27 protein-coding genes and 1 pseudogene are annotated in these 26,777 nt (G+C 65.6%); 11 read left to right on the top strand and 17 right to left on the bottom strand.

Going from position 1 to position 26,777, the window contains the following annotated elements; all coding sequences use genetic code 11:
- Positions 1-11: 11 nt before the first annotated feature.
- From ACZY1I_RS10535 to ACZY1I_RS10520, 4 genes are all read right to left on the bottom strand, one after another.
- Positions 12-1,892, bottom strand: a complete 1,881-nt coding sequence (locus ACZY1I_RS10535) for an ABC transporter family substrate-binding protein (protein ID WP_463754377.1) — start codon at positions 1,890-1,892, stop codon at positions 12-14.
- 142 nt (positions 1,893-2,034) lie between these two features.
- Entirely contained in the window at positions 2,035-3,924 is a 1,890-nt protein-coding gene (typA, locus tag ACZY1I_RS10530; protein WP_463754276.1) for a translational GTPase TypA, read from the bottom strand.
- Positions 3,925-4,009: 85 nt separating this feature from the next.
- The gene (locus ACZY1I_RS10525; protein ID WP_463754275.1) at positions 4,010-5,080 is read right to left on the bottom strand and encodes a GGDEF domain-containing protein; all 1,071 of its coding nucleotides are present in this window, start codon (positions 5,078-5,080) and stop codon (positions 4,010-4,012) included.
- A 165-nt stretch (positions 5,081-5,245) separates the two neighbouring features.
- Positions 5,246-5,641, bottom strand: a complete 396-nt coding sequence (locus ACZY1I_RS10520) for a (deoxy)nucleoside triphosphate pyrophosphohydrolase (RefSeq protein ID WP_463754274.1) — start codon at positions 5,639-5,641, stop codon at positions 5,246-5,248.
- 26 nt (positions 5,642-5,667) lie between these two features.
- Between ACZY1I_RS10520 and ACZY1I_RS10515 the strand changes: the two genes are divergently transcribed.
- A complete protein-coding gene (locus ACZY1I_RS10515; protein ID WP_463754273.1) occupies positions 5,668-5,952 on the top strand; it encodes a 4a-hydroxytetrahydrobiopterin dehydratase in 285 nt (94 codons plus the stop codon).
- A gap of 114 nt (positions 5,953-6,066) precedes the next feature.
- Here the strand turns inward: ACZY1I_RS10515 and ACZY1I_RS10510 are convergent, their stop codons facing one another.
- Entirely contained in the window at positions 6,067-7,365 is a 1,299-nt protein-coding gene (locus ACZY1I_RS10510) for a mannosyltransferase (protein ID WP_463754272.1), read from the bottom strand.
- Between the two features lie 290 nt (positions 7,366-7,655).
- On the opposite strand from ACZY1I_RS10510, the pseudogene ACZY1I_RS10505 reads away from it, so the two are divergent.
- A pseudogene (locus ACZY1I_RS10505) lies at positions 7,656-8,372 on the top strand (hypothetical protein); the annotation flags it as partial.
- 138 nt (positions 8,373-8,510) lie between these two features.
- On the top strand, positions 8,511-9,710 hold the full coding sequence (locus ACZY1I_RS10500) for an Rv1157c family protein (protein ID WP_463754376.1): 1,200 nt from the start codon (positions 8,511-8,513) through the stop codon (positions 9,708-9,710).
- A gap of 30 nt (positions 9,711-9,740) precedes the next feature.
- Here the strand turns inward: ACZY1I_RS10500 and ACZY1I_RS10495 are convergent, their stop codons facing one another.
- The 4 genes from ACZY1I_RS10495 to ACZY1I_RS10480 all read right to left on the bottom strand — a co-directional run bounded on the left by ACZY1I_RS10495 (position 9,741) and on the right by ACZY1I_RS10480 (position 11,285).
- The gene (locus tag ACZY1I_RS10495) at positions 9,741-9,887 is read right to left on the bottom strand and encodes a DUF1059 domain-containing protein (RefSeq protein ID WP_463754271.1); all 147 of its coding nucleotides are present in this window, start codon (positions 9,885-9,887) and stop codon (positions 9,741-9,743) included.
- Positions 9,884-10,471, bottom strand: coding sequence for an HhH-GPD-type base excision DNA repair protein (locus tag ACZY1I_RS10490; RefSeq protein WP_463754270.1), 588 nt, complete (start codon positions 10,469-10,471; stop codon positions 9,884-9,886). The genes ACZY1I_RS10495 and ACZY1I_RS10490 overlap by 4 nt, the downstream gene beginning before the upstream one ends.
- 139 nt (positions 10,472-10,610) lie before the next feature.
- A complete protein-coding gene (locus ACZY1I_RS10485; protein ID WP_463754269.1) occupies positions 10,611-10,823 on the bottom strand; it encodes a DUF5302 domain-containing protein in 213 nt (70 codons plus the stop codon).
- 18 nt (positions 10,824-10,841) lie between these two features.
- Positions 10,842-11,285: a PPOX class F420-dependent oxidoreductase gene (locus tag ACZY1I_RS10480; protein WP_463754268.1), complete on the bottom strand. Its 444-nt coding sequence runs from the start codon at positions 11,283-11,285 to the stop codon at positions 10,842-10,844.
- A 79-nt stretch (positions 11,286-11,364) separates the two neighbouring features.
- Here ACZY1I_RS10480 and ACZY1I_RS10475 point away from each other — a divergent pair, with 79 nt between their 5' ends.
- Positions 11,365-11,880: a DUF1697 domain-containing protein gene (locus ACZY1I_RS10475; protein WP_463754267.1), complete on the top strand. Its 516-nt coding sequence runs from the start codon at positions 11,365-11,367 to the stop codon at positions 11,878-11,880.
- On the top strand, positions 11,877-12,719 hold the full coding sequence (locus tag ACZY1I_RS10470) for a class I SAM-dependent methyltransferase (protein ID WP_463754266.1): 843 nt from the start codon (positions 11,877-11,879) through the stop codon (positions 12,717-12,719). The genes ACZY1I_RS10475 and ACZY1I_RS10470 overlap by 4 nt, the downstream gene beginning before the upstream one ends.
- On the opposite strand, the gene ACZY1I_RS10465 is transcribed toward ACZY1I_RS10470, so the two are convergent.
- On the bottom strand, positions 12,697-13,062 hold the full coding sequence (locus ACZY1I_RS10465; RefSeq protein WP_463754375.1) for a GntR family transcriptional regulator: 366 nt from the start codon (positions 13,060-13,062) through the stop codon (positions 12,697-12,699). The genes ACZY1I_RS10470 and ACZY1I_RS10465 overlap by 23 nt on opposite strands.
- A gap of 37 nt (positions 13,063-13,099) precedes the next feature.
- On the opposite strand from ACZY1I_RS10465, the gene ACZY1I_RS10460 reads away from it, so the two are divergent.
- Entirely contained in the window at positions 13,100-13,822 is a 723-nt protein-coding gene (locus ACZY1I_RS10460) for an NAD-dependent deacylase (protein ID WP_463754265.1), read from the top strand.
- 208 nt (positions 13,823-14,030) lie between these two features.
- Positions 14,031-14,879, top strand: coding sequence for an endonuclease domain-containing protein (locus tag ACZY1I_RS10455; RefSeq protein ID WP_463754374.1), 849 nt, complete (start codon positions 14,031-14,033; stop codon positions 14,877-14,879).
- Between the two features lie 99 nt (positions 14,880-14,978).
- Here ACZY1I_RS10455 and ACZY1I_RS10450 read toward each other — a convergent pair whose 3' ends face one another.
- Genes ACZY1I_RS10450 through ACZY1I_RS10440 form a run of 3 tightly spaced genes read right to left on the bottom strand, consistent with a single transcriptional unit; the run spans position 14,979 to position 18,665 of the window.
- Positions 14,979-15,611 (bottom strand): class I SAM-dependent methyltransferase, encoded by a 633-nt coding sequence (locus ACZY1I_RS10450; protein ID WP_463754264.1) that lies wholly within the window; start codon positions 15,609-15,611, stop codon positions 14,979-14,981.
- Complete coding sequence (locus ACZY1I_RS10445) at positions 15,608-16,315, bottom strand: TetR/AcrR family transcriptional regulator (protein ID WP_463754263.1); 708 nt, start codon at positions 16,313-16,315, stop codon at positions 15,608-15,610. Before ACZY1I_RS10445 ends, ACZY1I_RS10450 begins: the two co-directional genes overlap by 4 nt.
- Positions 16,308-18,665: an MMPL family transporter gene (locus ACZY1I_RS10440; protein ID WP_463754262.1), complete on the bottom strand. Its 2,358-nt coding sequence runs from the start codon at positions 18,663-18,665 to the stop codon at positions 16,308-16,310. The genes ACZY1I_RS10445 and ACZY1I_RS10440 overlap by 8 nt, the downstream gene beginning before the upstream one ends.
- A 266-nt stretch (positions 18,666-18,931) precedes the next feature.
- Here ACZY1I_RS10440 and ACZY1I_RS10435 point away from each other — a divergent pair, with 266 nt between their 5' ends.
- The gene (locus ACZY1I_RS10435) at positions 18,932-19,063 is read left to right on the top strand and encodes a hypothetical protein (protein ID WP_463754261.1); all 132 of its coding nucleotides are present in this window, start codon (positions 18,932-18,934) and stop codon (positions 19,061-19,063) included.
- A gap of 138 nt (positions 19,064-19,201) precedes the next feature.
- Here the strand turns inward: ACZY1I_RS10435 and ACZY1I_RS10430 are convergent, their stop codons facing one another.
- Both ACZY1I_RS10430 and ACZY1I_RS10425 read right to left on the bottom strand, forming a co-directional pair.
- Positions 19,202-19,954, bottom strand: a complete 753-nt coding sequence (locus ACZY1I_RS10430) for a 3-hydroxyacyl-CoA dehydrogenase (RefSeq protein WP_463754260.1) — start codon at positions 19,952-19,954, stop codon at positions 19,202-19,204.
- 42 nt (positions 19,955-19,996) lie between these two features.
- The gene (locus ACZY1I_RS10425) at positions 19,997-21,079 is read right to left on the bottom strand and encodes a CaiB/BaiF CoA transferase family protein (protein WP_463754259.1); all 1,083 of its coding nucleotides are present in this window, start codon (positions 21,077-21,079) and stop codon (positions 19,997-19,999) included.
- A gap of 237 nt (positions 21,080-21,316) precedes the next feature.
- Here ACZY1I_RS10425 and ACZY1I_RS10420 point away from each other — a divergent pair, with 237 nt between their 5' ends.
- Both ACZY1I_RS10420 and ACZY1I_RS10415 read left to right on the top strand, forming a co-directional pair.
- Entirely contained in the window at positions 21,317-22,129 is an 813-nt protein-coding gene (locus ACZY1I_RS10420; RefSeq protein ID WP_463754258.1) for an enoyl-CoA hydratase, read from the top strand.
- 73 nt (positions 22,130-22,202) lie between these two features.
- Positions 22,203-23,627, top strand: a complete 1,425-nt coding sequence (locus ACZY1I_RS10415) for a DUF2867 domain-containing protein (protein ID WP_463754256.1) — start codon at positions 22,203-22,205, stop codon at positions 23,625-23,627.
- On the opposite strand, the gene ACZY1I_RS10410 is transcribed toward ACZY1I_RS10415, so the two are convergent.
- The gene (locus ACZY1I_RS10410) at positions 23,590-24,312 is read right to left on the bottom strand and encodes a lysostaphin resistance A-like protein (RefSeq protein WP_463754255.1); all 723 of its coding nucleotides are present in this window, start codon (positions 24,310-24,312) and stop codon (positions 23,590-23,592) included. The two genes, ACZY1I_RS10415 and ACZY1I_RS10410, sit on opposite strands and share 38 nt — an antisense overlap.
- Positions 24,313-24,316: 4 nt before the next feature.
- The gene (locus tag ACZY1I_RS10405; RefSeq protein ID WP_463754254.1) at positions 24,317-25,468 is read right to left on the bottom strand and encodes an NAD(P)H-binding protein; all 1,152 of its coding nucleotides are present in this window, start codon (positions 25,466-25,468) and stop codon (positions 24,317-24,319) included.
- Positions 25,469-25,718: 250 nt separating this feature from the next.
- Between ACZY1I_RS10405 and ACZY1I_RS10400 the strand changes: the two genes are divergently transcribed.
- Positions 25,719-26,777: a type III polyketide synthase gene (locus tag ACZY1I_RS10400; protein ID WP_463754253.1), complete on the top strand. Its 1,059-nt coding sequence runs from the start codon at positions 25,719-25,721 to the stop codon at positions 26,775-26,777.

Here is a 26,777-nt window from a genome sequence, read left to right as displayed (position 1 = left end):
ATCAGCCGAGACTACTGGCCGATCTTGACCCACTGGCTGGCGTCACCGACGATGCCGATCGGAACGGCGCCGGTCAGGCTGACATTCTGCACACTCGGGCCGGCGGCCACGATCGTGGTGTCCTGCAGGATCGGCAGCACCGTCGACATGTTCCACAGCCGCGGTTCCACCGCGGTGATCACGTCACTGATGTTCTTGGTGCCGTTCAGCGCGGCATCGATGTTCGATTGAATGCTGCGGTCACAGATTCCGGTGAGGTTCGACGGTGACTTCACCAGCGCACCGGGCTCCGGTGCTCGGCTAGGAGTCGTGGGCGCAGAAGTGGTGTCCGGTGCCGCCTGCGAAGTGGTGCCTGATGGACTGGCCGGTCCAGCAGTGGTGGTGGTCGTCGCATGTGGGCCCGGCACTTCCGTTGCCTGTAGTGCCGGACAACCGAAACGCGACTCCAACGACGTCGCCAAGTTGCCGCCGGCCTGATGCCAACCGACGATGGCATCCACCCGGTGGTCGTTCAACGCATCGCTGTACAACGTCACCGGATCCAGTGCCAGCACGCTCGCTGCGATCCCGACGTTGCGCAACTGGTCGGCCGCCGTGTTGGCGACGGCCACCGCGGTCGAATCATTCGCGGCCACCGCGATAGTCAGCGAAAGTTGCTTGCCGTCTTTGCTGACTCGGCCGCGGATCACCTCGGGCGGGCCGGTGTTCACCGGGGTCGTCGTCGACGGGGCTCCGGGCGGCGTCGAGGAAACCTGTGTGCTGCTTTCAATTTGGAATCCCGAGGCCTCCAGCAGGCCCAGTGCGGCCGTGCGACCCAACGCCGGCGGCGCGGTCGGCACGTAGCCCGGGTCGCTGGGTGACCGGATCTGCGCCTGGTCCAGGGTGACCGTGTTGTCGCTGCCGGCACCCACCGCGGCGAGCAGGTCGACGTCGACCAACCCCAAGATCGCCTTACGCACCTGGGCATCAGCCAGCTTCGACTCGTTGGCCCGCAGTGTCAGTTGCATGACGCGCGGCGTCACGATCCGCGCGGTCCGCACGTCAGGGATCGCCGACAACTGGGCGAAGACGGCAGATCCGCCGTGTACCTGGGCCACCTGGGTATCGCCGTTGCGCACCGAATCAGCCAGCGCGGCCGCCGCGCCGGCCCGGCGGAATTGAATCAGGGCGGGCTTGGCGGGTGGACCCCAATACCTGTCGTTGCGGGCGATCAGGATCTCGTCGCGCTGCGGGTCGATGTTCTCTACCCGGAACTGTCCACCGGTGACCGGCAGCGCCCTGGCCAGTCCTGCCGCGAAGCCACCCGGCACGTCTTTGACGATGTGCGCCGGCAACAGGTTGTTGAACAACTCCCGCCAGGACGGGTACGGCTGTGTGAAGGTGACGACGGCATGCTTGCCGCCTTCGAGGGATTGGACGGACGTGATCAAGTCATAGCCGGCCGGATCCACCACACCCGGTTGGCTGACCATCTGCCGCCACAGATACCAGAAGTCGTCGGCGGCGATCGGGGCGTTGTCGGTCCACTGCGCCTCCGGCCGGATCTTGTAGGTCACCGTGAACGGGTTCTCGCTGGTCACGTCGGCCGAGACCAGCAGCGTCGGATCCATCTCCCAGCGCGACCCCGTCGACGAATTGGGATCCGGCACCGGCCGGAACGCGCTCGGCAGCACCAGGGAACTGATCGCGGCGTTCACCGGCGACAAGTCGGACAGCAGATGGGGATTGAACCCGGGACCGATCGAATCGATGCCCATGATGATCTGAGTGGGATGCTGCGGCGGCGGGGCTGTGCTGTGCGGTGTGTCGGTGCTCTGCGGTGCTGGCGGCGGGCTCACCGTACAGCCCGACAACACCAGGCCGATCAGGGCGACCAGCACACCGATCGCCATCAGGACATGGCGGGCTCGATGCAGCACGCCCACCAGGCTATCGAGGCGCCTACTGGCCAGCCTCGCGAGCGTAGCGGGGCTGCGCAGAATCCGGACGGATCTCGCCGGGTGGTCACGCTCGTGCGCGGAAGATGGCGCCAAGCTAACCCCGGGCCTTGGCGCGGGACCGGCTACGAGCCCGCAAGGTGGCGTCGAGTTCAACTTTGCGGACCCGCACCACCTCCGGCGTCACCTCCACACATTCGTCGGCCGCGCAGAACTCCATGGCCCGCTCCAAATCGAGCTCGAGCGGCTTGGCGAGCGTCTCCATGACGTCGGCGGTCGAGGACCGCATATTCGTCAGCTTCTTCTCGCGGGTGACGTTGACGTCGAGGTCTTCGGCGCGTGGATTGATCCCGACGACCATGCCTTCGTAGGTGTCCTGGGTCGGCTCGACGAAGAACTGGCCGCGGTCGGCCAGCTGGATCAGCGCGAATGGAGTGATAGCCCCGGCCCGGTCCGATACCAGCGACCCGGTGTGTCGGGCCCGGATCTCCCCGGCCCACGGCCGGTAGCCGTCGAACACAGCGTTGGCGATGCCGGTGCCGCGGGTGAGGGTGAGGAAGTCGGTACGGAAGCCGATCAGGCCTCGGCTTGGCACGATGAAGTCCATCCGGACCCAACCGGCGGCATGATTGGTCATCTCTTCCATGCGGCCCTTGCGGGCAGCCATCAACTGAGTGATCGCGCCGACAAACTCCTCGGGACAGTCGATGGTCATCGCCTCGAACGGCTCATGCAGCTTGCCGTCGATGGTCTTGGTGACCACCTGCGGCTTGCCGACCGTGAGCTCGAAGCCTTCCCGGCGCATCTGCTCGACCAGGATCGCCAGTGCGAGTTCGCCACGGCCCTGTACCTCCCAGGCGTCCGGCCGGTCGATGTCCACGACGCGGATCGAGACGTTGCCCACCAACTCGGTGTCCAGTCGGCTGCGGACCATCCGGGCGGTCAACTTGTGTCCGGACACCTTGCCCGCGAGCGGCGAGGTGTTGGTGCCGATCGTCACCGAGATGGCCGGCTCGTCGACGTGGATACGCGGCAGCGCATGGGCGTGGTCGGGATCGGCGAGCGTGTCGCCGATCATGATCTCGGGCAGCCCGGCCACCGCCACGATGTCGCCGGCTTCGGCCTCATCGGTGGCAGTGCGCTCGACGCCCTCGGTTGCGAGCAACTCGGTGATCTTGGCGTTGGTGATGACGGGTACCCCGTCCACCTCGCGCATCCAGGCCACCTGATGGCCCTTCCGGAGCTTTCCCTTATAGATGCGAACCAGGGCGAGCCGCCCTAGGAACGCCGATGCATCGAGGTTGGTCACCAACGCCTGCAGCGGCGCCTCCGGGTCGCCGACCGGCGGCGGGATGTGTTCCATCAGCACGTCGAAAAGCGGGTCGAGGTTGTCGCCGTCCGGGTTCTGTCCGTCGGCCGGCTGGGTGGTGCTGGCGACGCCAGCGCGTCCGGACGCGTACAGCGTCGGCAGGTCCAGCGCGTGCTCGGCGGCGGCAGCCGCTTCCTCGTCGAGATCGGACGCGACGTCGAGCAACAGGTCGTGGCTGGCGTGCACGACCTCATCGATGCGCGCGTCGGGCCGGTCTGTCTTATTGACCACCAAGATCACCGGCAGATGCGCCTGCAGCGCCTTGCGCAGCACGAACCGCGTCTGGGGCAGCGGGCCTTCGGAGGCGTCGACCAGCAGCAGGACGCCGTCCACCATCGACAGTCCGCGCTCCACCTCACCGCCGAAGTCGGCGTGACCAGGGGTGTCAATCACGTTGATAACCGTGACGGTTCCATCTGGGTTGTGGCGGTGCACGGCGGTGTTCTTGGCCAGGATGGTGATGCCCTTTTCCTTCTCCAGGTCACCGCTGTCCATGATGCGTTCTTGGGTGTCGTCGCCGCGGTGGGTCAGGGCGCCTGACTGCCGGAGCATTGCATCGACCAGGGTTGTTTTGCCGTGGTCGACGTGAGCGACGATGGCGACATTACGGAAAGGCACGTCGGTGATTGTGGCAGCGGGGAGCTGTTAATAGCGAACTGAGCAGTTCAACGAGCTCCGCACTGGATGCTTTCGTGGCTGGGTTTCAGAGGCCCGCGCTCTGATAAGCCTGGTTTCCGCCGCGGCGTTTGGCCGCATACATCGCGCTGTCGGCCAGGGCGATGAGCTCTTCGATGCACTGGCTATGGTCAGTGCTGCTCAGCAGTCGCAGTTCGGCGCTCGCCGTCCCGATGCTGGCCGTGATGCCCGCCGGATTGCCGGCGATGGCCTCGCAGAATCGTGACGCGAGCGGCGTCACCTGGTCGACGGTGCAGGTCAGCGCGATCAGAAACTCCTCACCGCCCGCACGGCAGATGATCGCGTCGGCAGGGCTGTGTTCGCGCAGTAGTCGGGCCACCACCTGCAAAAGCCGGTCGCCGGCTGAATGACCATGGGTGTCGTTGACCCGCTTGAAATCGTCGAGATCCATCATGAACACCGCGAGATGGGTGTGCGCCGCCGCTGGGCTGGCAAGTCGGGTGGTGATCGCCTCGGAGAAGGCCAGCCGGTTCAGCAAGCCGGTGAGCGAATCCTGCTCAGCGCGCTCAACGTAGGTCTGCATCGCTTGCGACATGCCCCAGATCATCAACGGAACGGAGAAGTTGGGGAACCAGATCAACCAAAAGGTGGCGGCGGCGCTCGCCAGATCGCTCTCTTCGGCCGTCCGGAACACCGCGTTCGTCGTCGTCGCGACTGCCACCAGACTGTTGAGCAGCAACAGTCGCCGGCTGTGGAAGAGCGCGATATAGCCGCCGGTGACTGCGAGAGCCGTGCACGCCAGCGCCGCGAAGGACGCGCTGGGCTGGAACAAACTCCAGCCGGCGGTCGACAACATCCCGGTCACGGCGGCGAAGCGTGACTGCAGGCGAGTTGGCCAATGAGTCAGCCAGAAGGCGGCGGAAGCGACGCTGAATACGACCGCCACCACGCAGATGATCGCGTTGGCTCCGCTGACCCGCGGTTGGGTCACCCACAAGGTGAGCGGCACCAAAGCTGCGGAGAGAGAGATGGTAGCCAGAATCCGCTGGGCCGATCGGATCAGGCCGCGCTGTCGCAGAAACGTTGTCACCCAGTCGAATTGGTCGGTCTTGATCCACCAGGAACTCAGGTGCGACATTGCTTAGCCGACCTTCGCAGCATGCAGTTGGTAAGACTCGGTCGCTCCGGGTCGAGAAGACTCACCCGGATCCTCGCTCTTGACAACCGGTTCACAACGCAAAAGACCGTAGGCCAAGCGCTGCGCGGTGACAACAACGGGTACCGGCGTGTACTGTCGGCGACTTCAGCGGAGCGCTGCAGCCAGATGCGGGAGCCAGTCGCGATCCGCTGGCACCCAGTCGATTTCGTGCAATCCGGCCGCTGTCACCCAGCGCAAGGCGTCGTGGTCGCGCGCATCCGGCTCGCCACGGATCAGCCGCACCCGATAGGCCCGCAATATCGTCGTCTCATTCAGTGCAACGTCGTCGCCCAGGCGCTCCCCAACCTCGAAATCGGCCACCTCGAGTCCGAGTTCCTCGCTCAGTTCGCGGGCCAGTGCCGCTTGATCGCTCTCTCCGGCCACGACTTTCCCGCCGGGCAGTTCCCACATGCCCGCCAGGTGCGGGGGCCGCTTTCGTTGCGCCACCAATACCGTTACGCCGGAGATGATCGCTCCGGCGACGACGATCTGATTCGGCATGGGCAGTGAGGGTATACCGTCGAATCATGGCTGTTCTAACCGATGAGCAAGTAGACGCCGCGCTGCCGGAACTCGACGGCTGGGAGCGGGCCGACGGCACCATTCGCCGGTCCGTCAAGTTTCCCGCATTTCTCGACGGGATCGACGCCGTGCGCCGAGTAGGCGAACACGCAGAATCCAAGGATCACCACCCGGACATCGATATCCGTTGGCGGACAGTTACTTTCGTGCTGGTGACGCATTCCGAGAACGGCATCACCCAAAACGACATCGAGATGGCCCGCGATATCAACGGGATCGTCGGCATCTGACGCGACGTCGAGCACGCAGTCATCGAATTTCGTTCGGGGAACTGCCAACTCGCCTGCATCGCCCCGCCTCTGCCGAGCGTCACGCCAGCGTGGCGCTCAGCGTCGGCAGCAACGCTAGCGTGACGCTCGGTCGTGGGGCCGCCGGGTCAAGGCGACCCAAGCCAGCGTCGCCAGAGCTGCCACCACGTAGATCAGCCCGGCCCAGGCCAGGTACCAAGGCCTGCTGATCACCCAGATCGTCGGTTGCGCGAAGCTCAGCAACCACGGCACTCCGATGAGCGTGAGCAGCAGCCAACCCCAGCCGAGGATTTTCGCGCCGAGGCGCTCCCGCAGCGGCCCGTGAATCAGCCAGATCATCAGCGGGACCAGCCACACCCAGTGGTGCGTCCATGAGATCGGCGAGAGCAACAGCCCGAATATTTCGACGACCAGCAACCTGCCGAGAGCGTCGGAAGCCTGCAACGCTCGCCACGCCAGAACGGCAACAACCGCGGTGACGAGGATCGCCGCCAGAACGAGCGGGCCGTAACCGGCGTCGTAACCGAGAATTCGCGAGATCGCGCCGCGCCAGGATTGATTGAACGAGGTGGCGATCGGTCCGACCCGCCGCGCGTCGCCCAATAGGTCGGTGAAGTAGTAGCGAGCCTGATCGCCGACGGCGAGCAGTGATACACCGACGGTGAGCAGGAACACCGCGAACGAGAACAGCGCCGCCGCCCACCGCCGGGCCCCCAGCAAGTAGACGCCGGCAACAGCGGGCGTCAGCTTCACTCCGGCGGCCAGACCGACCAGCAGGCCCGACAGCCACCACCGGCTGGTGTGGACCGCCCACAACACCGCGAGCACCAGGAACACGTTGATCTGGCCGTAGTCGAAGTTGCTGCGCAACGGCTCGATCCAGATGACGACGGCTGTCCAGCCCATCGCGGCGCGTCGCGCTGACGCAGCGCCGATCAAGAGCTGACTGACCCGGACCACGCCGTACAGCGCCGCCACGATGGCAACCTGCCACAGGAACGCGACCAACCCGAACGGCAGCACGTGCAGCGGGTAGAACACCACCGCGGCAAACGGCGGATAGGTGAACGGCAGCGGGAAGTCTGGCGTCTGGTCGGCGTAGACGTAGCTGTACAGGGTGCCCGGGTGGTCCAGCGCCGCGGCGCCGCCCACGTAGACGTGCAAGTCGACGAAGTTCGCGCCGTGCGGCGCCAGGTAGGTCCAGCCGAATCGCGCGACGATGCTGAGGATCAGCAGCCACGGCGCCAAGCCTGATATTCGAGCTGCCAAAGAGGTGCTTGATCGCCGGGTCTCACCTGCCGCCGCGGCGGCCGAAGTCGTGTCTATCTGCCCGACTTTAGCGAGGGTCGCAAGCGCGGCCGTAGCCGCGCGCCGCGGACCCGAGCCCTCCGACATTAGCGAGGGTCGCAAGCGCGGCCGTAGCCGCGCGCCGCGGACCCGAGCCCTCCGACATTAGCGAGGGTCGCCGCGGACCCGAGCCAACGACCCGAGCGATCGACGCGCGACACGCCCGTTGATCACGGTTGATAACGGCTGGGACACAAATCCCAGGTCGCCGGTCACCGCTGTCACTCGTATCAATAACGATCCCATAAATGCCACACGTGTCACTTGAGTCACTTCTGCACCACGATAGCTTCGTTCACAGGTCCTCCCGGGCCTGCCATCGACAACCAGGGAGAGTCATGCCAACCATCTGGACTTACGTACGAGCGGCCGCAGTTTTGGCCGGCTCGTCCGCAGCACTGCTGACCGGCGGTATCGCACACGCCGATCCGGCGCCAGCGCCGGCGCAGCCGAACATTCCGCAGCAGCTCATCGCGTCAGCGGCCAACGCTCCGCAGATCCTGCAGAACCTCGCGACCGCCCTCGGCGCCGTCCCGCCGGCGGCGCAGCCCACGCAGCCTGCGCAGCAGGGCCTTTTGCCAGCGCCGCAGGCCACGCTGCCGACGCAGCAGGGTGTGCTGCCGACGCCGCAGGGTGTGCTGCACGCACCGGACCCGGCACCCGCAGCTCCGGGTGGGTTGAACCTGCCGTCGGTGATCCCGGGCGCAACCGCCCCCGCCGGCGCTCCCGGACCCGCAGCCGCTCCCGGACCGGCGACCGCCCCCGGGACGGTCCCCTCGATCCCCGGCGTGAACGCGCCGATCCCGGGGCTCACCACGCCTATCGCTCCGGCTGCGGCCGCGGCCGCGCCGGCTCCTGCGGCAACTGTTCCGTCCATTCCTGGGGTGACCACGCCGATTCCGGCACTTGCGGCACCAGCACCGGCACCGGCCGCGACGCCGGCCGGGATTCCGAACATTCCGGGAGTGAACACCCCAATCCTGCAGGCTCCGACAGCTCCTGCTCCGGCGGCCTCGCCCGCGTCGTCGCTCCCAGGATTGGCTTCGGCTATTCCAGGACTCGCGCAGGCTGCGTTGCCGGGTCTGGCCTCGGCTATCCCGGGATTGACGGGCGCACCAGCGGCCGCGGGCACCTCGGCGACGCCTCCGGGACCGCAGTCGCTGCTCGCCGCGATTCCGTGATCCGTCTGCTAGCTGGCTGACCTACCACTAAGAAACCGGGAGAAAAACACCGTGGCAAGCACTTGGAGTCTGTCCAAAGGTTTGGCCGCAGCCGTCGTGACATCGGCTGCCGCGTTCGCTCTTTGCCCGAGCGCGGCAGCCGACCCGGCGACGCCGCCGCCCAACCCCACCCAACAGCTACCTGGGCTGCCCGCGTTAACCCAGTTGAGTCCGATCATCCAGCAGGCGGCCAGCGACCCGGCGTCGGCAACCCAGCTGCTCATGGCCGCGGCGCAAGCCTTCACTCAGAACCCGTCGGCACCCGCCGAAGCCAAGAACGTCGCCTCCTCGGTCAACCAGTTCGTGGCCGACCCGGCGATTCCCGCGCCGCACCTGACCGCGCAGATACCAGCAGTGTCGCCGGTCAACCCGCCCGAGACGGCACCGCATGTCCCGCCGCCGGGCGTTGAGCCGGGAATGCTGCCGCACCTTCCGACCGGGGTCGACCCCAACCACGCGGCCGGGCCGGCGCCCGCAGCTTCCCCAGCTGCGGTGGCCCCGCCCGCTGAAGTGCCCGTGCGTGTCCCCGCTGCTCCGGCAGCCGCGCCGGCACCTGCTCCGGCACCCGCAGCAGCACCCGCCCCCGCACCTGCCGCCGCACCTGCTCCGGCACCCGCAGCGGCGCCCGCACCCGCGCCGGCGGCCGCGCCTGCCGCCGTTCCTGCACCGAGCCCCGTTCCGGCTCCGGCGCCCGCACCCGCGCCCGCGGTGGCGCCTGCTACCGCGACGGGCCCCAACGCCGCGCCCCCGGGTTTTGGCCCTGACACCCCGCCCACTCAGGACTTCATGTACCCGTCGATCGGCACCAACTGCCTCGGGGACGGCACGAGCGCGCTCGCCACAGCGCTTTCGGTGGCGGGTCCCGCCGCAATCCCGACGCCGGGCCCCAAGCCCGGCCAGACCGCCTACGTGTTCACCGCCGTCGGCACCCCGGGGCCTGCAGCTGTGCAGCGACTGCCGTTGAACGTCACGTGGATCAACCTCACCACCGGCAAATCCGGCAGCGCCACCCTCACCCCACGCACCGACATCAACGGTGACGGCCCCACCACGCTGACCGCGATCGTCGACACCGGGTCGGGCAGCATCATGTCGACGATCTTCGGGCAGGTCACCACCAAAGAGCATCAGTGCCAGTTCATGCCCACCATCGGCTCGACGGTGGTTCCGTAACCACCGTCGCGGGCGCCGCGCGAGCCTAGGTTAGTAGGCCATGAACAGGATTGCGTCCCGGTCGTAGTCCAGACCGGGATGAACGCTTGCGAGGTGGGCCTGAGTCAGGTCGACCAACTCATCCTCGTCCTTGCCGACAATGGCTTCTCCGCATGGACACGTGATGTGTGTCTTCACGTTGCTGCCTTTCCTTGAGCTTTCGCTGCTGCCTTCATCTGCTTCTTGTGGGAGCGCACCCGTCCCAGTGACTCTGCATCGACGATATCGGCGACGGAAAGGTGCGTGCCCGACTTGCCGTACTCCCCTGCCGCCGCCCGCCAGCCGTCCGGCGTCACGCCGTACTGCTTGCCGAGCAGGGCGAGGAAGATCTTGGCCTTCTGCTCGCCGAATCCGGGCAGGGCTCTGAGCCGCTTCAACAGCTCTTTCCCGTCGGGCTCCGCTGCGGTCCACAATCCGGCGGCATCTCCGTCGTAGCGGTCCACGATGATCTGCGCGAGCGTCTGGATGCGCTTGGCCATGGATCCCGGAAAACGGTGAATGGCAGGCCTTTCCGCGCAGAGCGCGGCGAACTTGTCGGGGTCGTAGTCGGCGATCTCGGCTGCATCCAGACCACCCATGCGATCAGAAATCTTCTGCGGACCCGCAAATGCGGTTTCGAAGGTCACCTGCTGATCCAGCAGCATCCCGATCAACAGGGCCAGCGGATTTTCAGAGAGCAGCTGATTGGCCTCGGGTTCGGTAGCGAGGTAGAGCGGCTTCATGGTCGAACTCTAGCTCCGAGATCTGATCGCGCAGCAGGTACTTCGAGATATAAGCGACTGCGAGGCTCCGCGGCGTGTCGTGTCTGTCGATTATGTGTCGCGGAGTAGGCCGTGGGCGGCTGACCCGGACGGCCGATGGCTAGCCGCTCTTGCGGCGGAACTCGCGACGGTTGCCCGCCGCGCCATGCGCCGCCCGCGACTGCTTGCCGCCGCCGTCCTTGTGGTCGGATCCGCCAGCCGACTTGGCCAGCTTGCGGTCCAGAGCTTCGCGGAACTTGCGCTTGTTGTCGTCCTCCGCGTCTGCGGGTGACTCAGGAGACGTCGCGTCTTCCGGGGCGTTCGATTCAGCCATGGGGAGAGACTAGCCTGCTCACCGCTTGCCGGGGGGCATCCCGTACACGTGCGAGATCGGTAGCGTCAGCAGCACCCGCCGATCGGTCACCATGGCCTCGCGGTACTCGTCCCAGTCCGGGTGGTCGCCGGCGATGTTGCGATACAAGGCAATCAGGCCCTCGACGGTGTCGTCGTCGGGCGCGGCAGCCGGCGGCGTCAGTTCCGCATTGCCCTCCGCGACGGCATACGACCAGCCGTCGTCGGCGTCGACCAGCAAGGACGCCCGGGGATCGCGGCGCAGGTTGCGCGTCTTGGCGCGCGGTTCGGTGATGGATACCTGCAGGATCAGGGTCCGCGCGTCGAAGTAGTACGACACATTCGACAGCTGCGGGCGCCCATCGCGTTTGATGGTCGCCAGCACCCCGATCGAGTTGCAGCTGATCACGGCCAACAGTTTGTCGTCGAACACTTGGCGTGCCATGTCGAAAGCCTACGTCCCCGCGCCATGCGGGAGACCTCCCGGAATCCCGTCATTTCGGGCGGCCTGGTGAAATCGGATCATGACCAAGTACGCGGCCTTCCTCCGTGGCGTCAACGTCGGAGGCGTCAACCTCAAAATGGCCGAGGTTGCCGAGGCATTGACCGACGCGGGTTTCAAGAATGTTCGCACCGTCCTGGCCACCGGCAATGTGCTGCTGGAGTCGTCCGCACAGGTCGCGTCGGTGCGTAAGAAGGCGGAAGCCGCGTTGCGGGAGAAGTTCGGCTACGACGCCTGGGTGCTCGCTTACAAGGTCGAGACGGTGCACGCGATCGACGAGGCGTACCCGTTCGAGCGCGAAGTCGACGGGTATCAGTCCTACGTCACCTTCGTCACCGATCCCGAGGTGCTGGACGAGTTGGCGGACCTGGCCGCGGGCCCCAAGGAAAAGATCGGCCGCGGCGAAGGCGTCATCTATTGGCAGGTGCCCAAGGGAAGCACCCTGGACAGCACGATTGGACAAACGATGGGCAAAAAGCGGTACAAGTCGTCGACGACGACACGCAACCTGCGCACGCTGGGCAAGGTGCTCAAGTGAGCGAACGCGCAGCCCACAAGGTCACGCTCACCGGTGTCTCCGAGACGGCCTTGCTGACGCTCAACGCCAGAGCCACCGAGGCCCGCCGTCCCGACGCGATCATCGAGGATCCGCAGGCGGTCGCCCTGGTCGATTCCATCGACTTCGATTTCGCGAAGTTCGGCCGCACCGGCCAGGACATTGCGCTGCGCGCGCGTGCCTTCGATATCGCCGCGCAGTCCTACTTGGATGCGCATCCGTCGGCCACCGTGGTTGCGCTGGCAGAGGGCCTTCAGACCAGCTTCTGGCGCTTGGACGCTGCGCTTCCAGACAGCCAATTCCATTGGCTGACAGTTGATTTACCGCCGATCATCGATATCAGGACCCGGCTGTTGCCCGCGTCGCCGAAGATCTCGGTGCGCGCCCAGTCGGCGTTGGACTACAGCTGGATGGACTCCGTCGACCCGTCCGACGGAGTCTTCGTCACTGCCGAGGGCCTGCTGATGTACCTGGAGCCGGAGCAATCATTAGGGCTGATCGCCGAGTGCGCCAAACGGTTTCCCGGTGGCCAGATGCTATTTGATGCGCCGCCGCGCTGGTTCAGCGTGTTCACCAAGCTGGGCCTCCGCACCTCGCTGCGCTACAAGGTGCCGGCGATGCCATTCAGCCTTTCGGTAGCCGGGGCTGCCAATCTGGCCGATTCGGTTCCCGGGGTAAGCGCCGTCCGCGATGTGCACCTGCCGCCGGGCCGTGGACGACTGCTCAATGCCGCAATGTCGACGATCTATCGCGCTGGGCTCTTCGACTCGGTACGACCGGTTCTGACGCTGTTGGAGTTCACTCGTCCGGAACGTTCGTGAGATAACGCATCGCGTCGGACTTGGTCAGGCCCAAAGCACGTGCCACTTCGACATATTCCTTGGCCGCCGCGGCCATCGCGGCGTCGGTGGGATCGAAGCGTGAGATGAAAGTGCCGAAGCGTCCGCGTGTTTCGACGATGGCTGCGGATTCGAGCTCGCGGTAGGCGCGAGCCACGGTGTTGGCGGCCACGCCCAGCTGGCCGGCGAGTTCGCGCACTGTCGGCAGCCGAGTGCCCGGTGGCAGTGAACCTGCCCGGACTCCGTCGATGACCCCGGTTCTGAGCTGGTCGAACAGGGGCTTGCCCGCCTTCACGTCGACCTTCAACAAATCGCGCAGCTCCACATATTCAGTATTGCCCACCCGCGGCTATCTTTGTGGGATGCGAGTGGCGGTGCTTAGCGGCGCAGGTATCTCCGCCGAGAGCGGGGTACCGACGTTTCGCGACGACAAAAACGGCTTGTGGGCGCGCTTTGATCCGTACGAGCTGTCCAGCGTGCAGGGCTGGGAAAGCAATCCCGAACGGGTTTGGGGCTGGTACCTCTGGCGTCATTACCTGGTGTCCGACGTCCAACCCAACGACGGACACCGCGCGATCGCGAAGTGGCAATCCGACCCAGACGTCACCGCGGTCACGGTGATCACCCAGAACGTCGACGATCTACATGAGCGCGGGGGCAGCGATCCGGTGCATCATCTGCACGGCAGCCTCTTCAAATTCCGTTGCGCTCGTTGCAATACGCCCTACACCGACCCGCTGCCGGTGATGACCGAAGCGGCTATCGAGGTGGAACCGCCGGTCTGCCGCTGCGGCGGTTTGATCAGACCGGACATCGTGTGGTTCGGCGAAGCGCTACCCCAGGGGCCGTGGCTGAGCGCCGTCGAGGCGACCGAGAACGCCGACCTTGTCGTGGTGGTCGGGACCTCGGCCATCGTCTATCCGGCGGCGGGGCTGCCCGAGTTGGCGCTGGCCCGCGGGACCGTCGTCATCGAAGTGAATCCAGAACCCACACCGCTGTCAGAGCACGCGACAGTCTGCATACGCGAGTCGGCGAGCAAGGCGCTGCCCGGGTTGTTGGAGCGGTTGCCGGCGCTTTTGAAGTAAGTCCGGTGCGCCGATCGTGCGCTGAGATCACCTGATCTGGGTCGAACGACGCATCTGCCGCACGTTCGGCGCAGCCACTGCAGACTCGCGGCAGCGTCCCGCGACTTGCCCACAGTTTCGCGTTTGTACACAGCTGAGATTCTCAGCGCGAATTCGAACTGCGTGAATTCGACCGTTCGGCGATCCTCGCCGAGTGTCCAGCAGGGAAATGTCGTCTCCTTTCATCGGCAGTGAGGCAATAGCCGACGGGAAACTGCGGCCGCACGAATTGCGGTCTCGGTTCCGGTCCGTGCTGCCCGACGTATACATCCCGCGTGAAGCGATCCTTTCGCTACGCAGGCGCACCGAAGCAGCATGGCTGTGGTCGCATCGTCTGGGCGCGATTGCGGGGCTGACGGCTGCTGCATTGCACGGCTCGAAGTGGGTCGATGATGACTCGCCAGTGGAGTTGATCTGGTCGAACCGGCGACCACCGAACGGTGTCCGCACACATGACTTCCGACTCGACCCGAATGAGCACACGAAGGTTGCCGGCCTGCCGGTTACAACACCGCAGCGCACAGCATATGACCTCGGTCGCCGCAGTCCGCTGGGCCAGGCGGTTGCACACCTGGATGCGCTCATCCGCGCGACCCGGATGTCCGTCGATGAAGTCTGCGCAACGGCCGAGCGGCATCGCGGCGCGCGTGGTTTGAGGCAGTTGGAAACGGCCTTGGAACTTGTCGACGTGGGTGCGGAATCGCCAAGAGAGACGTGGCTGCGTCTGCTGCTGATCCGCGCGGGAATGCCACGACCCACCACCCAGATCCGCGTGCAGACCGACGCCGGCCGGGTGTACTACCTCGACATGGGTTGGGAGGACCTGATGGTCGCGGTCGAGTACGACGGGGAACACCACCGACTCGACCGCTGGCAGTACAACAAAGACAACCACCGCAGGGAAGATTTGGACCGACTCGGCTGGATCGTCATTCGAGTGACGGCAGCAGACCGTCCGGAACGCGTTATCGCCCGTGTACGCGACGCGCGGGAGTTTCGGGCGTCGACGCTGCATTAGCGGCGCTCAGCGTGCGGTGAGTGCGCCGAAAGTGTGCCCACACGGCGATCCAGGCGATTTTCACGATCTGGGCGCACGCTCGGGCCCGCCAAAGCAGGCTCAGCGGCGGCGGGCCCGGCCCACCACCAGCTCGGACACCGGCAGCGGCGTCCACGCCGGCATCGTCCACTCATGCCGCGCCACTTCCACGTCAAACCCCGCGTCGACGATCGCCCGCTCGGTGTCGCGATGCGTGTGGCAGTTACCCATGATGTGGGGCCAGATCGTGGCGTCGGCAATTCGCTGCAATCTGCCGCGGGTGCCGGCACTGGCTATGTGCTCGAGGAAGCGCAGCTCACCGCCCGGCCGCAACACCTCATGCAACCGTCGCAGCACGCTGCCCTGGTCGTGCACCGAGCACAGCACCAACGAGCAGACCACCGCGTCGAAGGGCTCGCTGTCGCTGATCTCCTCAGCCACTTCGCTGGTCACGACGATTGGAATCGCCGCCTTTGCAGCCGCAGCCCGCGCATTCTGAATGAGCCGCGGCTCGGGCTCGACCGCTACCACCTCGGTGACAGTGTCCGGGTAGTAGGCGAAGTTCGTCCCGCTCCCCGCGCCGACTTCGAGGACCCGCCCCGACAGGCCCGACAGGTTCTCCCGACGCAAGACCCGGACCGATTCGGCCTCGTGAGCCGCGAACAACGGCCAGAACCACGCGAAGAACGGGTTGTCGATCTTGGCGGACGTCATTCGCGCGTTTCCTCCACTGGACGATGTTCCAGAACCCAATCCACCAGCCGCTCGGATGTCACATTGGGCCCGACGGACCCAGCGACCATATGGCCGCACAGTACCGACAGGAAGACCCGGTCGGCGAACGCCTCGACGTCACCGAACGGCAGATGGGGCTTGGCGATCAGCAGCGCCGCGATGCCGTGCACGGCGGTCCACAGTTCCAGAGCGAGGGTGGTGGGGTCATCGGTTCGGTAGATGCCCTCCTCCACCAGCGTTTGGACTGACGCACGCATGTGCTTGAACGTCGAGCCGGCCAGCACGGTGTCGACATCGCTTCCCGGGCGCCACTCCGCCATGGTGGCGAGCCGGTACAGCTCAGGGGTCTGCAAGGCGAACCGCACATACGCCATTCCCTGGGCACGCAGCACATCCACGGAGGTCAGCTGGCCACTGGCGGCCTGCTCCATCCCCTCGTCCAGCCGCGCAAAATAGCGAGCGCACACGGCGTCCAGCAGGGCGTTCTTGTCTTGAAAATGCAGATATATGGACGGCGACGTGACCCCGACGCGTTGTGCCACCGATCGGATGGATACGGCCCTGGCCTGCCCGGTCTCCAGCAACAGTTCAGTGGCCGCATCCAGGATTTCGTGCCGCAGCCGGTCGCCTGACCCGCGCGGGGCTCGCTGACGGCGCAGGCCGCCCACCGAGACGTCAACCATGGCGCGTCACCGAAGCGTGGATCTCCCGTCCATTGCGCTGGGTGGGAATCTTGGCGGTGTCGGCGTCGTCCACGTCGGATTCCACAGCAATCGGCTCGGTAAAGGCGCCGCCCTCGCTTATGCCGAACCGCTCGTGCAGCCACACCAGCGGCTTGGGTGCCCACCAATTCCACCGGCCCATCACGTGCATGAAGGCAGGGACCAGCACCATGCGCACCAAGGTGGCATCGGCGATGACGGCAAGCGTCAGGCCCAGCCCGAACATCCGCATAAACGACACATGCGCGGCGATCAGCGCGGCGAACGACATCGACATCACCAACGCGGCCGCGGTGATCACCCGGCCGGTGCGCGCAACCCCGAGCGCCACACTCTCGTCGTTGGCGGCATGCGCTTCGCGCGGGCTCGGGTGCGCCGGACGCGCGGCGCCCGAAGCGAGCCAGTACTCGCGGATTCTGGAAACCAGAAACACTTCATAGTCCATCGAAAGCCCGAATGCGATACAGAACAGCAGCACCGGCATATTCGCCACCAGCGTCCCGCTCGGCGTCGTGCCCAGCGCACCGAAATGGCCGTCCTGGAAAATCCAGACCAGTGCGCCGAACGCGGCGGTCAGCGACAGCACGTTCAGCACCAGCGCCTTCAGCGGCAGCACCACACTGCCGGTCAGCAGGAACAGCAGGACGAACGTCACCGCTGCCATCAAACCGAGCACCAACGGCAGCCGATCGGTCACCGCGTCAACGCTGTCGCGGTTGACCTGCGCGACCCCGGCGAGCTCAACCGAGCGGCCACCGGGGCCCGCCACCTGATGGAGCCGATTGAGCTGCGTGTCCGAGGCGGGTGAGAACAGCGGCGCCGTGCTGCTCACGGTCAGAAACGCACTACCGTCCGTCATTCCGGTTGCGCCAACAGGGGGGCCCGACGGCTTTCCACCGACAAATGTCCCGGTCGGAGCGGACACCGCTGAGACGTCGGGTACCAGCGACAGGTCCTCCGCGTACTTGCTGAGGTCGCCTGGAGTCAGGCCGCGGGCGTCGGGAATGACGATCGGCACCGCTGTTGCGGAGTCGCGGGCGAAGTTGTCGCGCAACTGATTGCCGACCTGATGGGCGGACGCCGAATTCGGCAGCACCCGGTCATCCGGGAAGCCCCACTTGACCGACATGAATGGCAGGCCGAGTAGCAGCAGCAGGGCGACGACCGCCGACCCGATCGGCAGCCAGTGGCGCATGACGAACTTGCTCGACCGATACCAGAACAGCTGCTCGACGGCCTTGTGTGACGGCTCGGGGCGGCCGAGCAGCCGACGCACCAGCCGTCGCACATCGAACTTGTCGATCCGGGAACCCATCAGCACGATGGCGGCCGGGGTGACGATGATCGACGCGGTCGCGACGAAGGCGACCGTCGCGACGCCGGCGTAGGCAAAGGACTTGAGGAAGTACATCGGGAACAGCACGGTCGCCGCCATGGACAGCGCCACCGTGACCGCGGAGAAGATCACCGTGCGGCCCGAGGTGGCCATCGTCCGGATCAGCGCCTCGTCCCTGTCACACCCCTCGGCCAATTCGTCGCGGTACCGGCTGATGATCAGCAGTGTGTAGTCGATGGCCAGCGCCAGGCCCAGCGCGGTGCTCAGGTTGAGCGCGAAGATCGACACCTCGGTGGTGAACGTGACCAACCGCAGCACCGACATGGAGCCGACGACGGCCAGCGCGCCGAGCGCCATCGGCAACGCCGCCGCCAGCAGTCCGCCGAACACCCAGACCAGCACCATGAAGCTGAAAGGGATCGCGATCATCTCCATGACCAACAGGTCGGCCTGGTTCTGCTTGTTGATCTGGGCGTACTCCATGGCGGAGCCGCCCGCCCGGACCGCGACGCCGTCGTGGTCATGGATGAATCGGTCGGCCAGGGTTTGGGCGTTCTTCTGCGCGTCGTTTTCGCCGCCCTTGAGGTTGACGACGATCAACCCGTCTTTGCCGTCCTTGCTGATCAGATCGGCGGCTGCCTCCGGTGGCGCCGTCCACGCCGAGGTGACGTTGTAGACGAGCGGTGAGCGGCCCAATTGTTCGACGAGATCGGTGCCCACCCTGCGGGCCTGTTCGCTCTTGGCGCCTGCCGGTGCGGTCACCAGAATCAGCATCTGCTGGCCGCTCTGGCCGAATTTGTCGGTCAGCACCGTGATGGCGTGAGCGGATTCCGAACTAGGGTCTTGGAAGCCGCCCGGTGACAGGCTCTTCGCGACCGGGATCCCGAAGATCGCCGCCGCGATGAAGACGAGGACCGCGATTCCGATGATCCGTCGTGGAGCCGCGATAGCCAGTCGAGCTATCCCCTGCAGCATGCCGTGTCCCTCCGCCGCTGGCCCGCAGCTGCCCCCACAACCCGTGCCGTTACCCGCGGTAACTTAGCAACGCTAAGTTACAAGTGTCAAATAGCACCCTCGCTGTATACGAGGCCCCTGCCCGAGATGGTTCATCCGGACAAAAATTGGGTAACCTCGCGCCTCCCACCAGCACCGGCCCGGGACCTACCGATCGGTAATAATTGCCACCATTTTCCGAATCGTGACTCACCGATTCCTTAATAGCGGCCCATAAGCTCAATGTCATGTGGATCGACGACACCAGTGCCGATGTCATCAAGGCTGACTTCGAAGCTCTCTACCACGGCGACATGCTCGTCGAGGGTGAGTGCTCCGAGCAGTTCGACGAATGGCAAGCATTTCCTACAGCGAGCTGAGGTAAATCATGGGCGTACTAGCAAGACTGCTGATGGCCGATTCCACCGTCTCCCGATGGTTTCGCAAGTAACCACTTAGTTGTGGATGCGAAGCTAGCCCCCCGCACTGCGGGGGGCTTCTTCGTTTTTAAGGCATGACTAGCGCGGCGCCATCCGAATCGCGCCGTCCAGACGGATGACCTCGCCGTTGAGCATCGGGTTCTCGACGATGTGCACGGCCAGCGCGCCGTACTCGTCAGGGTTGCCCAGCCGAGACGGATGCGGCACCTGCTTGCCCAGCGACTCGCGGGCGGGCTCCGGCAGACCGGCCAACAACGGGGTGTCGAACAAACCAGGAGCGATGGTGACTACCCGGATCAGCTTGCTGGCCAGGTCACGCGCGACCGGCAGGGTCAGGCCGACGACGCCGCCCTTGGACGCCGAGTAGGCGGCCTGGCCGATCTGGCCGTCGAAGGCCGCCACTGAGGCGGTGTTGACGATGACGCCGCGCTCCTCGCCGATGGGCTCGGTCTGGGCGATTCTTTCCGCGGCAAGCCGAATCACGTTGAAGGTACCTACCAGGTTGATGTCCACGATCTTGCGGAACGCAGCCAGCGGGAAGACGCCGTCCTTGCTCAACACCCGAATGGCGTTCCCGGTGCCGGCGCAGTTGACCGCGATCCGCAGCGGACCCAGCGATTCCGCGACATCCAGCGCAGCGCCCACCGCAGCTTCGTCGGTGACATCAGCCTGGGCGAAGCGTGCGCGATCGCCGAGTTCGGCCACCGCTTCCTCGCCGCGCAGATCCAGCACGACCACCTGGGCACCGGCATCGAGAAGGCGCTTGGTGGTGGCCAGGCCAAGCCCTGAGGCTCCCCCGGTGACGACAGCTACGGCGTCCCTGATCTCCACGCGAATGTCCCTCCGGTTGCCCAACCTACTGGTTGGTTGGGACTATACCCAGCCCTGCAGAATTGCTTCGACGTCCCCCACCGGTTCCGCCTGACGGGGTGTTAACGGCGCGGTCCGCGAGAACCGCGGCGCGGGCATCGGCTGCAGATTGCCATCGATCTCGTAGAAGGTGTTCCGCTCGGCGATATGCGGTTCGGTGTGCGCTTCGCCGAACGCCAGGACCGGGGTTACGCAGGCATCGGAATCGGCGAACACCTTGGCCCAGTGGTCTCGGTCGCGACTGCCGAATGCCTCGGTGAACGCCGCTCGCAGTTCCGGCCACCGGCTGACGTCGTTTTGCGACGGTATGTCAGCCCCGTCGAGACCGAGGCCGGTGATCATGGCCGCGTAGAACTGCGGCTCGATCGCGCCGACCGCGACGTAGCGGCCGTCGGCGCACTCGTAGGTGTCGTAGTAGGGCGCACCGCCGTCGAGCATGTTGGTGCCGCGCACGTCAGTCCAGATTCCCGAGGCGCGCATCTGCCACATCATCTGCACCAGCACGCTGGACCCGTCGACCATCGCGGCGTCGACAACTTGGCCCTTGCCGGAGCTCTGCCGCTCCCACAGCGCGGACAAGATGCCGAGCAGGAGGAACATCGAACCGCCGCCGAAGTCGCCGACCAGGTTCAGCGGCGGCACCGGCCGCTCACCCTCCCGGCCGATCGAATGCAGGATCCCGTTGAGGGAGATGTAGTTGATGTCGTGACCGGCCTGCTGGCTGCGCGGGCCTGCCTGGCCCCAGCCGGTCATCCGCGCATAAACCAGCCGCTCGTTGACCTTGGCGCAGTCTTCGGGTCCCAGACCGAGCCGCTCGGTGACGCCGGGACGGTAACCCTCGATGAGCACGTCGGCCTTGGCGACGAGCTTGAGCACCGACTCGCGACCTTCATCGGATTTGAGGTCGGCGGACACAATGCGCCGGTTGCGGCTCATGGCGTCTTTGACCACGCCTCCCGGAGCGCCCGACGGGCGATCGACGCGCACCACGTCCGCGCCAAGGTCCCCCAGAATCATTGCGGCGTGCGGGCCCGGCCCGATGCCCGCCAGTTCGACAACACGTAATCCACTCAGCGGCCCCGCCATGGGTGCACCGACCTTTCGTCTGCTTTGACGTCCTCGACCCACGCTGGGATCAATGGCTCGGGCCCGCAGCGCCCGGCTACGCCGCGCTTGCGACCCTCGCCGAGTCGAACAACCGGTTGATTGCATCTTCGCAGCCGCCCCCGGCGGCCGGTCAACCCGGTCTCGCTTCGTGGCGATCGCAAGCGCGGCCGAATGGCCGGGCGTAGCGGGTCGCCACTATCACTTAGTGTGAATCTCATGTCCGAATCCGGAATTGCCACTTTCACACCTGTCGACGGCCTCGACGTCGGCCTGAACGACGGCGTGCTGTCGGTGACGATCAACCGCCCCGACAGCCTCAACTCGTTGATCATCCCGGTGATCACCGGCATTGCCGACGTGATGGAACGCGCAGCCACCGACCCAGCGGTGCGGGTGGTGCGACTCGGCGGCGCAGGCCGCGGCTTCAGTTCCGGGGCGGGCATCAGCGCCGACGACCAGTCCGACGGCGCGGTTTCATCGCCGGACGACATCATCATCGAGATCAACCGGCTGATTCGGGCGATCACGGCACTGCCCCGCCCGGTCGTTGCCGTCGTCCAGGGACCGGCGGCCGGCGTCGGCGTCTCCATCGCGCTGGCATGCGACGTCGTATTGGCCTCGGAGAAGGCCTTCTTCATGCTCGCTTTCACCAAGATCGGGTTGATGCTCGACGGCGGCGCGTCGGCCTTGGTGGCTGCCGCGATCGGCCGGATCCGGGCGATGCGGATGGCCTTGCTCCCGGAGCGGTTGACCGCCACCGAGGCACTGAACTGGGGTCTGGTGAGTGCGGTCTATCCCGCCGACGACTTCGACGCCGAGGTGGACAAGGTGATCACCAGGTTGCTGACCGGCCCTGCGGTGGCCTTCGCCAAGACCAAGGGTGCGATCAACGCTGCCACCCTGACCGAATTGGACGCGACGCTCCAGCGTGAGTTCGACGGGCAGTCCGGCCTGTTACGGGCCCCCGATTCCAAGGAAGGCATCAGGGCCTTCCAGGAACGGCGCGCCCCCAATTTCACCGATTCCTGACTAGATTCGCCGGTATCGGCAATCCCTTCTCTGATCGGCTCCGAATGCCTGACAGACCAGAACAGAGGGACTTGTGCCGGACGAACAGATTCAGTGCCTGGTAACCGGGGCAACCGGCTATGTCGGTGCGCGACTGGTGCCACAACTTTTGGACAAGGGTTACCGGGTTCGCGCGCTGGCCCGCACCCCGAAAAAGCTGGCCGACGTGCCGTGGCGCGCGGACGTCGAGGTGGCCAAGGGTGATCTCAGCGACGTTGATTCGCTGGTCAGCGCCTTTGACGGCGTCGACGTCGTCTACTACCTGGTCCATTCCATGGGTGGTGGGTCGAAAGACTTCGGGGCTGAGGAAACGCGCGCGGCACGCAACGTCGTGACCGCCGCTCGGCAAACCGGGGTGCAACGGATCGTGTACCTGAGCGGACTACACCCGGAAAACACCAAACTCTCCAAACACTTGGAGTCGCGCAAGGCGGTAGGCGACGCCCTCATCGAATCCGGCATCGAGACAGTGGTGCTGCAAGCCGGCGTGGTGGTCGGGTCGGGCTCGGCGTCGTTCGAGATGATTCGGCACCTGACCGACCGGTTGCCGGTGATGACTACTCCGAAGTGGGTGCACAACGAGATTCAGCCGATCGCGGCACGCGACGTGTTGTACTACCTTGCCGAGGCAGCAACGGCAGCGGTGCCCGCGTCTCGGACCTGGGATATCGGCGGCCCCGACGTCCTGGAATACGGCGACATGATGCAGGTCTACGCCGAGGTCGCACAACTGCGCAGGCGCTACCTGATCGTGTTGCCATTTCTTACGCCAACCATCGCGAGCCTCTGGATCGGTGGGGTGACCCCCATTCCGCCCGGCCTGGCACGGCCGCTGATCGAGTCGCTGGAATGCGATGCGGTGATGCGCAACCACGACATCGACTCCATCATCAAACAACCATCTGAAGGACTGACGAGCTACCGGGAGTCGGTAGAGGTAGCGCTCGACCGCGCCAGCCGCGGTCTGCCCGACGCGACGTGGAAGTCGTTGGACTCCGAACCCGGCGAGCCCCTACCCAGCGATCCGAACTGGGCCGGCGTGATCGCCTACACCGACGAGCAAAGCATCACGACTGCCGCGTCGCCCGATGACCTACTGAAAGCAGCGGAGGCGGCCGCCAAGGAAGGTCGGTGGTACGAATTTCCCGCTGCCCTGCCGCGACGCCGCTCGAAACCTCGTTGGCGCATCGTAGACAGCGCACCCGGCGCCAAACTGCGGTTCGAGTCGCAGGTCCGTGCACCCGTGCGCGCGTGGCTCGAGGTGACAGCGACACCGCAGGATGCCGGAGGCTGCCAGTACACCCAGCGCATGACGGTGTATCCCTGCGGGATACCGGGGCGACTGTATTGGTTCCTGCTGCGACCCATGCACAGCGCTTCGCTCCGCGCACTGGCCCGCGACGTTCTGACGAATTCGTCGATCACACACCGAACATCGGCGGAAGCACCAACAACATAGTCAGGCCCCACACGAAGTGGGTCAGCATTGACGCCAGGATCCCGCCGGTGGCGCGACGTTCCAGCGCGCTCACGGTGCCCAGGATGATCCCCGCGAAACCCAGCATCAGGTTGCCGGCCGCCATAGTCGCCGCGACGTACAAGACGGTGGAAATCGCCACCGGGTGATGGCGGCCCAACGCGGTGTAGAGGGCACCGCGGAAGAACACCTCTTCAGCGACACCGTTTATCACTGTGATCACCACGATCAACAGAAACGAACCTTGCGTCGAGTACTGCAGCACGCGAGTGATCAGGGTGGCAACCGGCGTTATTTCCCGGACCACCAATCCGCCCACGATGAAGATGACGCTGAGCAGCAGGCCAATGCTGATTCCGGTGATGACCGGACGTTGATTGCGACCGCGCCAGCAGATGCCACCCAGATGTAGGGGCCCGGAAAGCAACGATCCACCGGCCCAGACGCCGGCCAGCGCCAGCGTCAACCAGTAGAAGTTGGGGTCGCCGGGAGTCTGACGCAGGGACAGCCCTAGATCCACCGCCCCGACGATCAGGGTGATAGCCACCACGATGCGTCGATACAGCACGACGCGTGGCGGCTCGTGGTGCGGCACCGCGACATTAGTGAGTGCGCGTAGAAACTCCTCGCGCACAGTGGAGTGGTGAGGAGTCGCTAACTGACTCATGAAGTCAAACTTTCGGGGTCAGCGTGAGCAGGATGTCCAAACTCGTTCGCAACGCGCCAGCGAGAGGACCTGGGACGATGTTAACCAGCCTCAGCGTTGGCCGCACGATGGGCGGGGTAACGGTCCGCGCGAGCCGCCGAATGCGCAACGCATCGCCGCCAGCCCAGGCCGGATCGGTGTCGGCCAGGTGATGAGGATCGGCCAGCTCGTTGACCGGCCGCGGCGGGTGGTTGGTGTGGCCCGACAACGCCAGCGCGACGGCCTCGTCGACACCAAGCAAACCGCCGGGTGGATCCGCCACTCGATCCTGTAAACCATTGCCGGAGGCCCGCATCGGGTGATCAAGCGATTCCACCAGATCCCCGGCCAGGCCGTTGGGCAGGGGCAGGATGTAGCCGGAGATGTGTGACGCCAGGGCGGTATCGATGCCCACGACGGGCAGCGCGGCCTGCCATCGGCCGGCGGCAGCGGTATAGGCCTTCAGCAAACCGCGGTAAGACGTGGTCTCGGGACCGGCGATGTCATAGGCACCGGCGGGCACCCGATCGGAGTCAGCAGCGGCAACAAGGTAGTGCAGCACGTCGCGGATGGAGATCGGGTCGAGCGGGTTGTTCATCCAGCCCGGCATCGGCATCACCGGGAAACGGTCCCCTACATAGCGCAACATCTCAAAAGAGGTGGACCCGGCGCCGATGATGATCGCCGCGCCCAACCACACCAACTCCGGACCGTTCTCCACCGTCAAGGCATGGGCCACCTCTGCCCGGCTGGTGAGGTGCTCAGAGAGCCCCTCACCCTCGGGCACGAAACCACCCAGATACACGATGCGCCGCACGCCGGCATCGCGTGCCGCGGCGGCCAGGTTCGCGGCCGCAGCGTTGTCGCTGTCCCGGAAGTCGGCTTGGCCGATGGCGTGGATGAGGTAGTAAACGACATCGATAGGACCCGCTGCTTCTGTTGCGGATGCGAATGCCGCGTTGGCTTCGGTCGCATCGGCGGCATCGAGTTTGACCGGCAAAACATCCTCGTACCAACCAAACTTCTTGAGGCGGGTGGGATTTCGTGTCGCGGCCAGCACCTCGTGGCCGTCGGCAAGCAGCGCCGTGATCAGGCGTGAACCCACATAGCCCGTGGCGCCCGTCACCAAAATCCGCATGTTTCAACCTATCGTCGATGGCTCGAGTCCGAGACCGCACGCTCTCCGCGGCCGAACCCCTCATCCGCGTGTACCCCGCAGATAGCGCAAGCAAATCGGCCCAGCTCATGGCGGTGATCACACCGTCGCGGCGCAACGGTTTGAACCCAGTCGGGCGCAACACCGTGACTTAGGTATGGCTAACATTTCTGGGGGAGTATCGGCACGCTCGGATCTTTCGACGGGGACCGATCAAGCATTACGTCCGTCCGTGGCGGGAGTTGCCGTCAAATTTCCGCGATACCGCAACAGCCAGGAGGACACCGTTGCGGCGCTCACCGACTTTGCCGGGCCGGAGTTCAGACGGTTCGCGCTCAGCAGCGGTGTCGACTTCCGCCACACCGCTCTGCCGCTAGAGCGGTACGCCACGCTGAGCGGTTTCACCGAGGCCAATGACACCTTCGTCGAGGTCGCACTTGACCTGGCCGAACAGGCGCTACTCGAGGCGCTGGACCGCGCCGACGTCGCACCGGCAGAGATCGACATCATCTTCTCGACGACGGTCACAGGGCTCGCGGTGCCGACGATCGAGGCCCGGCTGGCGAAACGTGTGGGACTTCGACCCGACGTCAAGCGCGTCCCGTTGTTCGGTTTGGGATGTGTCGCGGGCGCGGCGGGAGTAGCCCGGATGCACGACTACCTGTGCGCTTTTCCCGACCAAATCGGAGTGCTGCTGGCGGTCGAGTTATGTTCCCTGACCATTCAGCGCGAAGATAACTCTGTGGCGAACCTGGTGGCTTCCAGCCTGTTCGGCGACGGCGCGGCCGCCGTCGTCACCAAGGGGGCTCGCCGGGCAGCCGCCGATGGCATCGGAGGCGTCGGTGGCGTCAGCGGCGCCGGGCCCAAGGTCCTGGACACCCGCAGCCACATCTACCCCGACACCGAGGAAGTGATGGGCTGGAAGATCGGCAGCGACGGATTCCGCATCGTCTTGTCGGTCGACGTTGCGTCAGTCACCGAAAAATACCTCGGCGACGACGTCCGGGGATTTCTCAACGACCACGGCCTGACTCCCGAGGACGTGACCACCTGGGTGTGCCACCCGGGCGGACCGCGGGTCATCGAGGCGGTGGAGAAGGGACTGGGCCTACCGGTCGACGCGCTCGATCACACCCGGAATTCGTTGCGCGACAACGGAAATTTGTCTTCGGTTTCAGTTCTGGATGTGCTTCGGGCCAATATCGCCGACCCACCGCCGGCCGGCTCGATCGGGTTGATGATCGCGATGGGCCCGGCTTTCTGCTCAGAGCTAGTTCTTCTGCAATGGTAG

It is taken from the genome of Mycobacterium sp. IDUB_37 (genome assembly GCF_055419245.1).
The sequence above is the reverse complement of the archived record's forward strand: the minus strand, read 5'-3'. Positions and strand labels throughout refer to the sequence as shown.

What these genes read in the sequence shown, in the direction of transcription:
- ACZY1I_RS10445 (WP_463754263.1), bottom strand. Translation starts at nt 16,315, where the DNA reads ATGGTTGACGTCTCGGTGGGCGGCCTGCGCCGTCAGCGAGCCCCGCGC.
- ACZY1I_RS10440 (WP_463754262.1), bottom strand. Translation starts at nt 18,665, where the DNA reads ATGCTGCAGGGGATAGCTCGACTGGCTATCGCGGCTCCACGACGGATC.
- ACZY1I_RS10490 (WP_463754270.1), bottom strand. Translation starts at nt 10,471, where the DNA reads ATGAAGCCGCTCTACCTCGCTACCGAACCCGAGGCCAATCAGCTGCTC.
- ACZY1I_RS10510 (WP_463754272.1), bottom strand. Translation starts at nt 7,365, where the DNA reads ATGTCGGAGGGCTCGGGTCCGCGGCGCGCGGCTACGGCCGCGCTTGCG.
- ACZY1I_RS10460 (WP_463754265.1), top strand. Translation starts at nt 13,100, where the DNA reads ATGCGAGTGGCGGTGCTTAGCGGCGCAGGTATCTCCGCCGAGAGCGGG.
- ACZY1I_RS10410 (WP_463754255.1), bottom strand. Translation starts at nt 24,312, where the DNA reads ATGAGTCAGTTAGCGACTCCTCACCACTCCACTGTGCGCGAGGAGTTT.
- ACZY1I_RS10515 (WP_463754273.1), top strand. Translation starts at nt 5,668, where the DNA reads ATGGCTGTTCTAACCGATGAGCAAGTAGACGCCGCGCTGCCGGAACTC.
- ACZY1I_RS10425 (WP_463754259.1), bottom strand. Translation starts at nt 21,079, where the DNA reads ATGGCGGGGCCGCTGAGTGGATTACGTGTTGTCGAACTGGCGGGCATC.
- ACZY1I_RS10485 (WP_463754269.1), bottom strand. Translation starts at nt 10,823, where the DNA reads ATGGCTGAATCGAACGCCCCGGAAGACGCGACGTCTCCTGAGTCACCC.
- ACZY1I_RS10405 (WP_463754254.1), bottom strand. Translation starts at nt 25,468, where the DNA reads ATGCGGATTTTGGTGACGGGCGCCACGGGCTATGTGGGTTCACGCCTG.
- ACZY1I_RS10435 (WP_463754261.1), top strand. Translation starts at nt 18,932, where the DNA reads ATGTGGATCGACGACACCAGTGCCGATGTCATCAAGGCTGACTTCGAA.
- ACZY1I_RS10420 (WP_463754258.1), top strand. Translation starts at nt 21,317, where the DNA reads ATGTCCGAATCCGGAATTGCCACTTTCACACCTGTCGACGGCCTCGAC.
- ACZY1I_RS10535 (WP_463754377.1), bottom strand. Translation starts at nt 1,892, where the DNA reads ATGGCGATCGGTGTGCTGGTCGCCCTGATCGGCCTGGTGTTGTCGGGC.
- ACZY1I_RS10450 (WP_463754264.1), bottom strand. Translation starts at nt 15,611, where the DNA reads ATGACGTCCGCCAAGATCGACAACCCGTTCTTCGCGTGGTTCTGGCCG.
- ACZY1I_RS10525 (WP_463754275.1), bottom strand. Translation starts at nt 5,080, where the DNA reads ATGTCGCACCTGAGTTCCTGGTGGATCAAGACCGACCAATTCGACTGG.
- ACZY1I_RS10520 (WP_463754274.1), bottom strand. Translation starts at nt 5,641, where the DNA reads ATGCCGAATCAGATCGTCGTCGCCGGAGCGATCATCTCCGGCGTAACG.
- ACZY1I_RS10455 (WP_463754374.1), top strand. Translation starts at nt 14,031, where the DNA reads ATGTCGTCTCCTTTCATCGGCAGTGAGGCAATAGCCGACGGGAAACTG.
- ACZY1I_RS10475 (WP_463754267.1), top strand. Translation starts at nt 11,365, where the DNA reads ATGACCAAGTACGCGGCCTTCCTCCGTGGCGTCAACGTCGGAGGCGTC.
- ACZY1I_RS10480 (WP_463754268.1), bottom strand. Translation starts at nt 11,285, where the DNA reads ATGGCACGCCAAGTGTTCGACGACAAACTGTTGGCCGTGATCAGCTGC.